This is a genomic window from Paenibacillus sp. FSL L8-0436, assembly GCF_038593025.1.
GTDB lineage: Bacteria > Bacillota > Bacilli > Paenibacillales > Paenibacillaceae > Paenibacillus_AQ.
Genome location: NZ_CP151955.1, coordinates 1277201 through 1290446 on the forward strand (window position 1 = coordinate 1277201; position 13246 = coordinate 1290446).

The 13246-nt window shown below is 50.9% G+C and carries 12 protein-coding genes; 4 read left to right on the plus strand and 8 right to left on the minus strand.

All coding sequences use genetic code 11. The features are described 5' to 3' along the window. Nucleotides 1-91: 91 nt before the first annotated feature. The 3 genes from NSS79_RS05865 to NSS79_RS05875 form a co-directional block, all read right to left on the minus strand. Nucleotides 92-1093, minus strand: a complete 1002-nt coding sequence (locus NSS79_RS05865) for a sensor histidine kinase (RefSeq protein ID WP_342438640.1) — start codon at nt 1091-1093, stop codon at nt 92-94. After that, nucleotides 1090-1788, minus strand: coding sequence for a response regulator transcription factor (locus NSS79_RS05870; RefSeq protein ID WP_342438641.1), 699 nt, complete (start codon nt 1786-1788; stop codon nt 1090-1092). Before NSS79_RS05870 ends, NSS79_RS05865 begins: the two co-directional genes overlap by 4 nt. 140 nt (nt 1789-1928) lie before the next feature. Further along, nucleotides 1929-3077 carry a phosphodiester glycosidase family protein gene (locus tag NSS79_RS05875; protein WP_342438642.1) on the minus strand — a complete coding sequence of 383 codons (1149 nt, stop codon included), beginning with the start codon at nt 3075-3077 and terminating at the stop codon, nt 1929-1931. Between the two features lie 251 nt (nt 3078-3328). Between NSS79_RS05875 and NSS79_RS05880 the strand changes: the two genes are divergently transcribed. Both NSS79_RS05880 and NSS79_RS05885 read left to right on the plus strand, forming a co-directional pair. Continuing rightward, on the plus strand, nt 3329-3907 hold the full coding sequence (locus tag NSS79_RS05880) for a histidine phosphatase family protein (RefSeq protein WP_342438643.1): 579 nt from the start codon (nt 3329-3331) through the stop codon (nt 3905-3907). A gap of 123 nt (nt 3908-4030) precedes the next feature. Then, complete coding sequence (locus tag NSS79_RS05885) at nt 4031-4885, plus strand: GGDEF domain-containing protein (protein WP_342438644.1); 855 nt, start codon at nt 4031-4033, stop codon at nt 4883-4885. Here the strand turns inward: NSS79_RS05885 and NSS79_RS05890 are convergent. Continuing rightward, complete coding sequence (locus NSS79_RS05890) at nt 4882-6114, minus strand: SLC45 family MFS transporter (protein WP_342438645.1); 1233 nt, start codon at nt 6112-6114, stop codon at nt 4882-4884. The genes NSS79_RS05885 and NSS79_RS05890 overlap by 4 nt on opposite strands. Nucleotides 6115-6118: 4 nt before the next feature. Continuing rightward, nucleotides 6119-6856: a glycerophosphodiester phosphodiesterase gene (locus tag NSS79_RS05895; RefSeq protein ID WP_342438646.1), complete on the minus strand. Its 738-nt coding sequence runs from the start codon at nt 6854-6856 to the stop codon at nt 6119-6121. 198 nt (nt 6857-7054) lie between these two features. Here NSS79_RS05895 and NSS79_RS05900 point away from each other — a divergent pair, with 198 nt between their 5' ends. Continuing rightward, on the plus strand, nt 7055-7579 hold the full coding sequence (locus NSS79_RS05900) for an NUDIX domain-containing protein (RefSeq protein WP_342438647.1): 525 nt from the start codon (nt 7055-7057) through the stop codon (nt 7577-7579). A 152-nt stretch (nt 7580-7731) separates the two neighbouring features. Here NSS79_RS05900 and NSS79_RS05905 read toward each other — a convergent pair whose 3' ends face one another. The 3 genes from NSS79_RS05905 to NSS79_RS05915 all read right to left on the minus strand — a co-directional run bounded on the left by NSS79_RS05905 (nt 7732) and on the right by NSS79_RS05915 (nt 11350). Beyond that, a complete protein-coding gene (locus NSS79_RS05905) occupies nt 7732-9390 on the minus strand; it encodes an ABC transporter substrate-binding protein (protein ID WP_342438648.1) in 1659 nt (552 codons plus the stop codon). Between the two features lie 158 nt (nt 9391-9548). Then, complete coding sequence (locus NSS79_RS05910; protein WP_342438649.1) at nt 9549-10442, minus strand: carbohydrate ABC transporter permease; 894 nt, start codon at nt 10440-10442, stop codon at nt 9549-9551. 44 nt (nt 10443-10486) lie between these two features. Continuing rightward, nucleotides 10487-11350, minus strand: a complete 864-nt coding sequence (locus tag NSS79_RS05915) for an ABC transporter permease subunit (RefSeq protein ID WP_038598724.1) — start codon at nt 11348-11350, stop codon at nt 10487-10489. A gap of 313 nt (nt 11351-11663) precedes the next feature. On the opposite strand from NSS79_RS05915, the gene NSS79_RS05920 reads away from it, so the two are divergent. Then, nucleotides 11664-13244, plus strand: a complete 1581-nt coding sequence (locus NSS79_RS05920; RefSeq protein ID WP_342438650.1) for a response regulator — start codon at nt 11664-11666, stop codon at nt 13242-13244. The last annotated feature ends 2 nt before the right edge of the window (nt 13245-13246 follow it).

Sequence of the window (13246 nt, forward strand, 5' to 3'; positions counted from 1 at the left end):
TAACGAGCCCGCCGATATATATAAACTAGAGAGAGGGAGCTTAAAGATTCATTAGTGAATCTGCGGAAAACATCTGAGCGGATGCCGTAGTTCAGCCGCGAAGAGGATCAACTGCTCCTCCGAAAGTAATGCAAACCGTGGTCCCCTCGCCGGGCTGGGATTGCAGCTCTACTGTATGCCCGAGCCTTGCGCAGATCTCACGGACCAGATAGAGGCCCATCCCGGTGGATTCATGATACTGGCGGCCGCGTTCTCCGGTGAAATAAGGATTGAACACCCGTTTCAGGTCTTCGGGAGAGATGCCAATGCCCTGATCTTTAATCTTTAAGACGCTTCCGGTTCCCGTCTGCTCCACGGAAATGGTTACCGTCTTGCCTGTCCCGGCTGTATAATTTACGGCGTTTACGAGAATCTGGGCCAGCATGAATCTAAGCCATTTGGCGTCGCTGTATACAGAGAGTCCATCGTCAACGGTAATGTCTACCCGGACTCCCCTCCGGATGAACAGCCTGCGGTTATCGGCGACGGTCTCGCTTACGGCTTTGCGGAGCAATAGAGGCTGAACATGGAAATCATCCTCAAAGCGTTCCAGCCTGGAGGTGTAGATAACCATCTCCAGTCCCTTGCGGAGCCGCTCCACCTCCTCTTGGATGCTGCTGGCAGCATCCTCCTCCAAATTCTGAAGGGTAAGCTGGATGACGGAAAGCGGCGTCTTCATCTGGTGTACCCAGCGGTTGATGAAATCGATATGCTGATCCATCCGCCGGGTATGGGAATGCAGCTGGTCCAGATAGTAGCGGTGGTTGTGCTGCAGCATCTCCGTCACCGCTTCGGGCAGCGGCGCATCGTCAAGGGGAATAAGCTGTTCCCCCGGGGCTCCGCCGGGTCCGCTCAGGCGGGTATATAGCTTATAGTGCTGAACATACCGGAAGCCCAGATATAGAATAAGAACTGCAAAGCTGAGGGCCATACCGTATAAAATAATCGAGAAGGGTCTGTATTCGCCCGTAACCCAGTAGAGTACGGGGATGAGGATCATCTGGAGCAGATAGAAGAGCAGCAGCGGCCGGTGATCCTTAAGAAACAGTCTCATGGCGTTTCTCCGGAGAGGCTCAGCCGGTAGCCGGCACCTCTTATCGTTTCTACGATATCGTCAAGACCAAGATCCTTGAGCTTCTTGCGTACACGGGTGATATAAACATTAAGTGTATTATCATCGATGAAATGCTGATCCTCCCACATCAGGTCCAGCAGCCGTTCACGGGAGACGACGCGACCTTCCTTCAGCAGGAGTGTTTCCAGCAGGACAGCTTCCTTCTGTGTAAGCTCAGCGGACAGGCCGTTGTGCTGGATCACATAACGCTCCGGATACAGCGTCAGTCCTCCGGCTTGAAGCTTGCGTTCTTCCTGGCTGTGGGCGTAAGAGCCGTAAGCTCTACGCAGATGGCTGCGGATTTTGGCCAGCACGACCTCGTATTGGAACGGCTTGATAATGTAATCGTCGCCGCCGTTCTCCAGCGCCATCACCTGATCCATGCCGCTGTCGCGGGCAGATATGAAGAGGATGGGGCAGAGCGAGGATTTGCGAAGCTGGCGGCACCAATAGAACCCGTCATATCTCGGCAGATTGACGTCCAGCAGCACCAGGCTTGGGGTGCTGTCCTCAAAGGTTTCCAGCACTCTATTGAAGTCATCTACGATGACGGTATGAAAATCATATTTTGACAAATAACTGCTAAGCAGGTCTGCCAATTTGGCGTCGTCTTCGACAATCAGAATCGTTTCCATGAATTCACTCCTTTGTCCAGTATTACAGTAACATGCTAAGGGAAATTTATGCAAAACAGGATTCAGACGCAAACAACCTCCCGGGCTGCCGGAAAAAGATCCGGCTGCGGGAGGCTGCTTGTATGTTGCGGAAGGATGGATTAACGGGTTTTGATGACCAGCGCATTGCTGATCAGACGTCCCGGTGTTGTCAAATATTTGCCGTTGTAATACAATCCGCTGGAGGCGCCGCCATCCAGATTCATGGCCTGATAGGCACCGGCCTGCTTCATAATCTGCGCCAGCTGCGAAATGGTAGCCCCGCTGGTGGTCAGAAGAATCAGCTTGTGGTCGCGCGTCAAGCCCAGCGCGCTGCGGGCTCCGCCGCCGGTGCGGATTTTGGGATCCCTGAAGCCTTCGGCGGTCACATCCACTGCTACCTTCCCGTTAACCAGCAGCCGGGGGCCGGCCTGAAGCGCACCTTCGATGGTCCCGCTCTGGAAGCGCGATGCGAATTCAGTGCCAGGAATCAGCTCTGCTAATAGATTGCGGTCATAAGCGAATACGGCCCGCCGTTCTCCAGCGCCGTTCTTGAGCATCTTTCCGCCGCTGATGATATAACCATAAGGGACTTTGTATGCCCCTTTAGTGTAGGCATCAAAGTAGGTCCCGTTGATCGCAACGAGAGCACCGCTACGTTTGGCAATGCTGCCAAGGGACTCCGTCTTGCCGACCGTGTTGCCGGCAAGCACTACATCCAGCTTCACCGAGGGATGGAGCAGGGAAGCGGTGACTGTCTGCACTGTAAAGGAGCGGCTGCCGACCTTAAAGGTGCGTTTGCCGCTGACTACCGCCGGGGATTCCGCTTTAAGGAGTGCTCCGCTGAGTACGGGCAAGGTGGCGGAAGTTTCGTCCGCTGTCAGCGTGAGCGACGAGGCCTGCGGATTCCACTTCAGCTGAAGGCCCAGTGTTTGGCTGACCAGGGACAGCGGAACATACGTCGTGCCGCTGCCGCTGAAGACCGGCTCACTCAAGGTTACGGCCTTGTCGTTCACGGAAGCCTTCGCCGAGCCCGGAATCAGGCGGAGGGAAGCCTCGCCCTTTGTAATTTCTATCGTTCCGCCAGGAGTGAGGATCGACCGGATACCGGCAAAATCATTCAGGAAACGCAGCGGAATGAAAGCATGATTCTCCTTGTCCACATAAACTGCGAGCTTGGACGCAGGCGCTGCGGAGGCGCTTGAGGATGCGGGAGGAAGAACGTAAAGCGGGAGAAGCAGGGTAAGAATGAGGGTGACGATTTTTTTCATGATGAACAGAATCTCCTTTTAAGTGGCGGCAGCATAATCTGCCATGCAGGATGAATTTGGAACATGCTCCAGAATGAAGCACCGGGTCCTATTATCATATAAGGGAAGTCTAACCGTCAATTACTTAGGCTTCAGTGCGGCAGAACGGTGATCAACTGATGATCCTTATATCCGGTGGCGTATGCATCTTCCAGACTGTTCGTTTATAATCTAGTAAACTTACTTATTCTTCATAAAGGCGGGTAGCAACAATGACAAGAATCGGCTTGATTCGGCATGGCAGCACAGCTTGGAATAAAGAAGGACGGATACAGGGGCATACGGATAACCCTTTGGACGAGGAAGGACTTCAGCAGGCGGCGGCTATAGCAGAACGTCTCAGCGGAGAACAGTGGGACTATATCTACTCAAGCGACCTGCTGAGAGCAAGACAGACGGCAGAGGTGATCGCAGCGAAGCTGGGCCTGCAGGTAGCGGGAGTGATTCCGGGAATTAGGGAGATGAACGGCGGACTGCTTGAGGGCACCACGGAGCAAGAGCGGGTGGAACACTGGGGGACAGAATGGAAGTCGCTGGACCTCGGGCTGGAGAGCAATGAATCAGGCAAGCAACGGGGAAGCAAGGCGATTGAAGAGATTGCAATGAAGCATCCCGGCCACAACATCCTGATTGTCAGCCACGGCGCGATTCTGCGGAGCAGCCTGACCGGACTGGTTCCCGGACTTGATGTTAGTGTGCTGTTGAAGAATACCTCTATTACCCGCATCGTTAAAGGGGACAACGGCTGGACCTGCGAGCTGTATAATTGTGTGAAGCATATGGAGAACTAGACCCTTATCCAGACGGCGTCTTCCAAAACATTCCATGCAGGATCGGCCCGCTCCTGCCGATAATAAGCTTATCGCTTATTACTGTTAACCAGCTTTATTTTCATGTAAAAGGGAGTGCGCATCATGATGGAAGAAGCCCGTAATTATATATTGGCTCTATTTTCGGTTCTTATCGCAGCGTTGACTGTGTACAGCCTTCTCCGGCTGACCCGGAATTTCACCTATAAAAATCAAAGAGCCCGTGCTGTGCGCACGAGCCTGATAATACTGCTCGCCAGCGGCGGATTATACGGAATGCACTGGCTGGGCAAGCAGTCACAATCCGGCTTGAAACAGGCTGAAGGCAGCTTGTTTATCTCCTTGGTACTCTATACATTGACTCTCTTAGCCCTGACGTATCTGTTCTCCAAGCTTCGCCAGATCCTGACCGAAAGAGAGCAATTGAAGGAACTGGCCTACAGGGACACCTTGACAGGCCTCTTGAACAAAAACGGGATGGATCACTTCTGGGACCACTGCAAACCAAACGAGCAGCTTGCGGTGCTGTTCCTTGACCTGGACCGGTTCAAGTCAATCAATGACAGACTTGGCCATCATGTGGGCGATTTGCTGCTCCAGGCTGTCGGCGGCAGTCTGAAACAGTTCACCTCCAAAGGCAAACGGCATATCTTCCGGAACGGCGGGGATGAATTCGTAATTGTCGCCAAACGTTGCGGCCGTAAGGAAGCGGAGCAGCTTGCTATGCAGATTCTGGAGCAAACGACCCGCGTTTACAGTCTGGAACGGCATGAACTGTTTGTTTCAGTCAGCATCGGCATTACGTTGAGCCATGGCAGGATCGACCCGATGCGGCTGCTGAAGGAAGCCGATTCGGCAATGTACAGCGCCAAGCAGCTCGGAAAGGGCCGATATACCATACACAAGCAGGGAAACACGCTTCAATCTGTCAATTGGGCAGGCAGCTCCAAAGCCAATTAATTAAATTTGCTGCGTCCTTTCATCAGGAACAGGCAGAGCAGGGCTATTGCCATGCTCACCGCTGCCGCATAGAACAGGATAGAGTAGTCGGTAAGGTCAATCATCAGCCCAAGCAGCGGTGGGGAGGTGATGGCGGCCAGCGAGGAGACCAGATAATACATTCCGGTGCGTGTGCCGATGCTTTCCTCCGTGCCTGTCGCTACTACATAAGGGTATGAATTGATATTAATGCAGGCCCAGAACATCCCGCCAACGAGCAGCAGAATCCGCAGCACAAGCAAATTCTCCGCAAATCCCACGAGGGCAAAAACTGCCATCAGTCCGCAGACTCCGGTGACAATCATCTTTTTCTTCCCGAACCGCCCGCCCAGCCAGCCGCTCGGAATCGCAAACACTACGAAGGCCAGCGAAAAGAACGTCAGCGAGAAGGAGGCTGCCTGTTCACTGAGGCCAAGGTGATGTTTGCCGTACAATGTGAACAGCGTCTCTACACCTTGATAAGCTACGAACCAGAAGAAGATGGCTGCTAAGAGCCAGACTGTGGTACGGTCGAGCTGTTTTTTTAAGGAGATGCGTGTAGGTTTGACCCGTGGAATGTTACCGCTGCGTTGCGAATCTCCGGATAAACCTGTGACTTCCTCGGCACCCAGTGCTGCTTCTTTGTTCACCCCATCCCGTTCCTCCTTGATGAACTGTGACACGATGAACAGGCAGAGCAGCGTGATGAGACCGGCAACAATAAACGGCAATGCTGGGCTGGCCTTATAGAGGAATGAGCCGACGCCAAACGCCAGAATCGACCCAACCCCTCCCATGAAGTTAATCAGGCCGTTCGCCTTGGTGCGCTGCTTATCCGGCGTAATATCCGGCATCAGCGCGACGGTCGGCGAACGGTACAGGCTCATGGCCAGGTTCATCAGCATCATAAAGAGCAGCAGCGTGAACAGCCCGGTGTGGAACGGAATCAGCATCGTCAGTACAGCAGCCAGCGGCATTCCGATCAGCAGATAAGGCATTCTGCGCCCATAACGGCTCACCGTACGGTCACTGCGGTTGCCAATCCATGGCTGCAGAAACAGGGCGAAATAGTTATCAATGGTCATCATGAAGCTGATCAAGGCTACACTGTGTACATATTTCTCCAGGAAAAAAGGTACAAACGCATTATACAAACTCCATGTAATGCTGATGCTGAAAAAACCGAAACCCAGCAGCCAGACTTTCTTCACCCCATCACACTCCCTTGGCTGTAAGCAGTCTGTCCAGCACGTCCGGATAATCGGTAATGATTCCTGACACTCCGGCAGCGATTAATTCTTTCATGCGCTCCGGATCATTCACGGTCCAAGGATGATAGGCGATGCCATGCTCTGCCGCCTCGGAGACAAACTCCGGCAACACAGCGAAATGATAGGCATGCAGCGCATCCGCCTGCAGAGAGGCTGCGTAATCCCATGGCCGGTACAAGCCTTCTCCATATAAAATCCCGGTGCGAATCTCCGGTGCCAGCGATTTGCAGTGAGCCAGGGAGTAATGGTTGAAGCTCGACAATATGACGCGTTCACTCATGTTGAATTCCCGCACGGCGGCAATAACCTTTTCCTCCATCCCCGGGTACATAAAGACCCCGTTCTTAAGTTCAATATTTAGCACCGTATCGCTATCCTTGAGCAGATCCAGAAGATCTTCGAGGGTGGGAAGCAGCTCTCCCTTGAATTCTTCCCCGAACCAGGAACCCGCGTCCAGGTCAAGCAGTTCCTTAAGCGTGTGGTCTTTCACATTTCCGCTGCCGTTTGTCGTGCGGCCCAGCGTTTCGTCATGAATCAGAATCAGTGCGCCATCCTTTGTCATCTGTACATCAGTTTCAATCCCGGTCGCTCCAAGGGTAAGGCCCTTGCGGAATGCTGACATCGTATTCTCCGGACACACAGCGGATGCGCCGCGATGCGCAAAGTTAATTAGCGGATTCATTGTTTGCAGTCCCTCCAAGTTGTTTTTTAATAGAGCCCGACGAATCAGGCTACTCTTCTTATTCCACACTAGATAAAAAAAACCTGTCCAAAAATCCCCTCAGAACGCGAATTCCTAAAATTTTACCTAGCGATTACATATCCATGGACCTGTATAATAGAATAGAATTCAGTGTACTTGGAGAGGAAGAGATGTTTCTTGAAGTATTGTATAGAATGCGGAACTGAGCTGATCTTGAAAGAATGCGGCGGGGAGGGGCTGATCCCTTTTTGCGGGGCATGCGGAATGTTTCGGTTTCCTATTTTTAGCACGGCTATCAGTACCGCAGTGTTGAACAAAGAGATGGACAAGATTCTGCTAATCAAGCAGTATAACCGGCCGGATTACATCCTGCTCGCAGGTTACGTCAACAAAGGGGAGAATGCGGAAGCCACCCTTATCCGCGAGGTAAAGGAAGAGGTAGGGCTGGATATCGTGGCTTATGAATATATGCGCAGCCTTTATTTTGAGCCGTCCAATACGCTGATGCTGAACTTTATAAGCATGGCTGATTCGGAAGACTTGAGCCGGATGAGTGCCGAAGTGGATCAAGCAATGTGGTTCACACTTGAAGAAGCGGCCCGGGAGATCAAAAAGAACAGTCTGGCAGAGACCTTTCTGCTGGCAATTATTGAGAAGCTGAATGCAGGCAAGGTGGATCTCCTTAAACCCACCGAAGCTTAAATGCGAGGCTCCGGCCCGTTTCTTGGGCCAATTGATTCTGACTACAGCCGTATTCATTGATGTGTTTCCATTCTCATCCTCACAAAGCAAAGGGCGTCCCGCGGCCATTTACATGGCAGGGAACACCCTTGTTCTTTTTATAGCGGGACGGTTTAATTCCCTTTTATCTTTTTGATATTGTCCTGCCACTTCCCGGTTTCAAACTTCAGGAGCTTATCATAACCGGCTTTTTGGGCATCCTGCTCGGCTTTGTCGAGCAGGGCAATCACTTCCTGTTCATCCTTGGCGAACAAGGCTTTAGCCCGCACCTTATCGGCGATATCGGCTACACGCTGCATGATCATGCCCTCTTCTGAATCTGGAAGGGGCTGTATATTGCCGAATTCCGTGGCATCAAAGGAGGTCTTCCAGGCGATTGTAGTTTGGGAGACCGTAGCCCAGTCGCGCTTATCCTCAGGCAGACTCATTTCATTTTCAGCCTTGGCTCCATCAATAAATGCCGTATTTCCTGCCCATTGAAACGTATCCCAGATGGCCATGAGCTTGGAACGCTCCTCGGCTTCATTTTTATATTTTTCTGTGTAGATGGGTGCGCCTTTCTCATTGGTGCCCTGCCAGTACATGCCTTCAGGCCCCCAGAAAATAATACGCTCCCCTTCCTCGCCCGTCAGCCAGTCCAGATAGGCAAATATACCTTCTGGATTCTCAGCCTGTGTTGTGATGACACTGACATTCCAGCCAAGAGAATCAAATTCGTTGACCCATACCTTCTTCGGATCTACGCCGGCTTTATGCAAAGGCCAGATCATCGTGTATCCGCCTTCAGGATCTTTGGCGCGCAGCATGCTGTTCGCTTCCGTGCCGATAACGGTGGTATCGAAATCCCCGTAGATCGCTATGCGGCCATTATTCACCTTTTCCTTGACCTGGTCGCGGGTCTGCGTGATGGCATCCTGGGTAATCAGCTTTTCCCGGAACAATTTATTGGCGAACACCATGGTTTCGCGGTAGACCGGATCACTGAAAAGGGATTTCAGCTCATTCCCCTGGGGGACCACACGCAGAGAGACCTGCCCGACATTCCGGTCTTCCGCCATCCCGGCGTAGAGAAAGTCAATCCCTTGACCCAGCATCCCGACCTCGAATGGAATAATGTCAGGATACTTCTCTTTTACCAGCTTCAGATAGGCATACAGGTCATCAAAGGTTTCCAGCTTCGGCGATCCAAGTTCCTTGTAGATCTTATTATTTACAGCGTAGCCACCGTTGCCCATCGGATTTTTCGTGTACCAATTTGGGAATTGGTATAGTTTGCCGTCCTCAGAGCGGAGCATGTTGATTGTTTTTTCTCCTGCCCATTTTTTCAGATTAGGATATTTATCAAGATAGGGGTCCAGCGCCACAAGCTTGCCTGCTTTTCTCAGCTTTTCTACTTCGGCTCCGCGGTCTCCCCAGATGACATCCGGGAACTCGCCGGAGGCGATCATTGTATTGAATTTCTGCAGAGCCGCACCGCCGGACTGGATCGACTGGACCGTTACTTTCTTGTTCTCCTGAATCCATTTAGTCGCCGGATCCTGGCCCCAAGGATTCATCGTATACCAGTCATAATTACCGAAAAAGGAAAAGGTGAGCGGCGTTTCTCCGAAAACAAAAGGTTGGGATGAATCAGCCCCGGCAGTGTTGTTGCTTGGCTTTGCCCCGTCTTCACCGGTGTTTCCACCGCATGCGGCAAGCATGATACTCATACCCAGCATACATACCGGCAGCAGGAATGATTTTTTTGAAATATAAGAGTTTATATGCTTCACGCTATAAATTATCCTTCTATTTCTCGCTGAAACGGATACCGTCCTTTTGAGGACGGCGAAGCCGTTTCCACTTGTAGTGGACATCTTCATACCCCCATGGGATTGTTTTTTATGAATAAGCCGTGAGCTATGATTTGCTACACCGATCTTATCCAAGTTCATTCTTTAATGGAACCGATCATGACGCCCTTGGTAAAATATTTCTGCAAAAATGGATAAACCAGCAAAATCGGTACCGTTGCTACCAGCATGGTGGACATGGTGAGCGATTTGGTTGTGACGCTTTGGAGCCGGGCCATGTGGCCTTGAGCGGCTGCATTGGTCTGCATCATCTGTTCAGACATAATGTTGGAGCTTAGAATTTGCTGAAGCAGCGTTTGAATCGGGAGCAGATGCCCGGAAGTGATATAAATGCTGGCCGTAAACCAGTCATTCCAGTGCCATACTGCAGCAAATAGAGAGAGTGTGGCGATCACCGGACCTGAAATCGGAATGACAATTTTGAAAAAGATACCGAAGTGGCCGCAGCCGTCGATTTTCGCCGATTCCTCCAATCCTTCCGGCAGTTCGAGAAAAAACGTGCGGAAAATGATCATGTTCCAGACGCTGATTATATTCGGAACAATCATGACCCAGAAATTATTCATCAGGCCCAGCTCACGGTTAATCAGAAAGGAAGGAATCAATCCTCCGCTGAAGTACATCGTGATGATGCATAGGATCATATACCCTTTCCGCCCCATGAGCTGTTTCTTGGACATGCCATAGGCAAAGATTGATGTAATGGCAATGGATAGAATTGTGCCAATCACCGTTCTCAGTACGGAAATAAGGAAGCCTGTCATTAGCCGCTTATCCTGAAACACTACAATGTAATTCTCCAGAGTGAATTGTCTGGGCCAAAAGGTGATCCCCCCACGCGTCGTGTCCAAACCCACGTTGAATGAGATAACGATCGAATTCCAGAACGGATACAACATTACAAAAGCCATGAGAATGAGCATGGAGTAAATGAGACTGAGAAACAAATTGTCAGAAAAGCTGTTTTTCATGCCGTGATCACCTGCATTTCAATGTGTAGTTGCGATGCCGAAGACTACCACAGACTGTGTCCCAGTTTACGGGCTATCCGATTGGCAACTGTGAGCAAAAAGACGCTGATTATTGACTTGAATAAACCGACTGCGGCGGCGTAGGAGAAAAGCGAGTTGCGGATACCAACGCGGTAGACGTAAGTATCAATGACATCGGACACGTCCTGAAGTACAGGGTTTTTGGCCAGGAGCAGGATGTCCTCAAAGCCTGCGCTCAAGATATCGCCAACTGCGAGAATCATGAAGATCGTAACTACGCCGGAAATACCGGGCAGGGTAATGTACCAAATTTTCTTCAAGCGGTTTGCTCCGTCGATGGAGGCTGCTTCGTAAATTTCGGGATTGATGCCGGCAATGGCGGCCAGATATACGATGCCGGAGAAACCGATCTCCTTCCAGATTCCTGTTCCGATCAGGATGGCCCAGAAGTAGCCGGGAATGGACAGGAAATTGACAGGTTCGCTGATTAAATGCAGCTTTTGCAGCAGCATGTTCACGCTTCCGTTATCGGTTGCCAGCATGGAGGTCACAAATCCGGACACGATGACCCAAGACAGGAAGTGGGGCAGGTAGCTGATGGTCTGGATCATCCGTTTGAAGCGCGAGTGAATTACTTCGTTCAGGATAAGCGCCAGCAGTATAGGTGCCGGAAATCCGATGAGGAGTCTCAGGGCACTAATCACAATCGTATTGCGCATGACGGTCCAGAATTCGGGTGCCTCGAAGAACATCTGGAAATACTTGAAGCCTACCCATGGGCTGTGCAGAAATCCTTGAAAAATATCGTAATCCTGAAAAGCCATCAGCACCCCGTACATCGGCAGATAAGAAAAGATCACGATAAGAATCATTGCCGGGATGACCATCAGTTGAAGATCCAGCTGCCTGGAGAATCTGAACCAGAAGGATTTGCGGCTGGCTTCCGGTCGTACACCCGGAGGGACTCCCGGTGGTGAAGACGTGACGATGCTTTTTTTCATCTGAACACTTCCTTTGCAAATTTCTCTGCTGAAATTCATAGTATAGGAACCGTTCCGGCAAAAACACTGATAAGAACAACGATTTGTAGACTTCTGCAATGAGGATGAAGGTTTTGCAACACGGTAAAAATGAAATGTTATATGATGTGATCAATAGAAAGTGTTGGCTTTGATCACACGGCCGGATTGGAGGTCAAACATGTATAACGTATTGCTGTCAGATGATGAAGTGCTGGATTTAAGAGGGATGCAGCACTTTATACCCTGGAAGGATCTGCAGATGAATGTGGCAGCGGTGGTGAGCAGCGGTTTCGCTGCGCTGGATTATATCCGGAATCATCATGTTGATATTCTGATCACCGATATCCGGATGCCGATTATGTCCGGTCTGGAGTTGTCCCGTGAAGCATTGCAGCTGCTCCCACAGCTGAAAATCATATTTGTAAGCGGTTACGAAGACTTCCACTATGCTAAGCAGGCGATGGAGCTGAATGTGCAGAGTTATGTCCTGAAGCCTGTAGAGGATGAAGAAATGATCGAGGTGCTGCAGAAGGTGAAGGCCCAATTGGATCATGAGGCCCAGCAGTCGAGACTGGAATCGGATTACTATAAGACCTTGCCTGTACTTAAGAACAACAGGCTGCTTGGCCTGCTGGATGGTCAGCAAGACGGAGCAGAAACCATAGATGATCTAGTCCTTGCGCAATGCGGGATTAGCCCATCCTCTCCGCAGCGGGTCGCCGTGATTGAGATTGATGATGTGGCCTGGAAGCTGAATGCATACAGCGAGCTGGAAGCGAGGCAGATCGTCAATCAGCTGTATCAAACGGTACTGGATTATTGCACAGAGTGCCGGATTTGGTCGCTGTGCAGGCTTTCCAGCCGTGAATGTGCGCTTGTACTGCAGATGGAGGAACTGGCGGAATGTGAAGCGCTGCTCAGCGGTTTAATTGAACTTATTGGGGTCCGGTTTCCGGTCACCATCACAATAGGCCTGAGCAGCACAGCAGCTTCCACCGCTTCAATTCACACCTCTTATCAGCAGGCGAAGCAGGCGCTTGATTATAAAATGCTTGCGGGCAAAAGCCGTCTGATCCAATTTTCCGAGCTGGAGTCAGGCAGCGTGGAGGACGTGCAGAGTCTCGAAATGACGCTGGATGCCCTGTTTGCCGCAATGTCGAATTACAGGCTTGTCCAACTGCACGATGAACTTGAGAATGTATTCACCTTGGTCCGCCGGATGAAGTCCAAATCTACCGTCTACAACTTTGCCATTCAGATTATCTCCCGGCTGGATGCCTATCTGTCAGGACTGAACGAGAATCTATTCCAGATGCTGGGCATGCGAATGGAGAACCTGGACATTCTGTTCAAATTCGAAACCATGGATGATATCCAGTCCTGGCTGCGCCGGAGGGTATTTGAAATCTCTGAAACACTGCATGTAAAGAAGCAAAAGAAAAATAAGAAGCTGCTTGAATCGGTCTGCGCCTATGTGGAGAAACATCTGGACCAGAATATCGCACTCCGGGATGTGAGCAATCTGTTTAGCTTTTCCCCGAATCATCTCGGCGTGCTGTTCAAGCAGGGAACGGGTATTAATTTCAGCGATTACGTGGTGGAGAAGCGGCTGGAGAAAGCCTGCACTTTACTGCAGAATCCCCAATATAAAATTTTCGAGGTGGCCGGAAGGGTTGGCTATAAAAACCTGACTTATTTCAGCAGGCAGTTTAAAGACAAATATGGGATGACACCGGGGGATTATCGTAAGCAGTGCTGAAC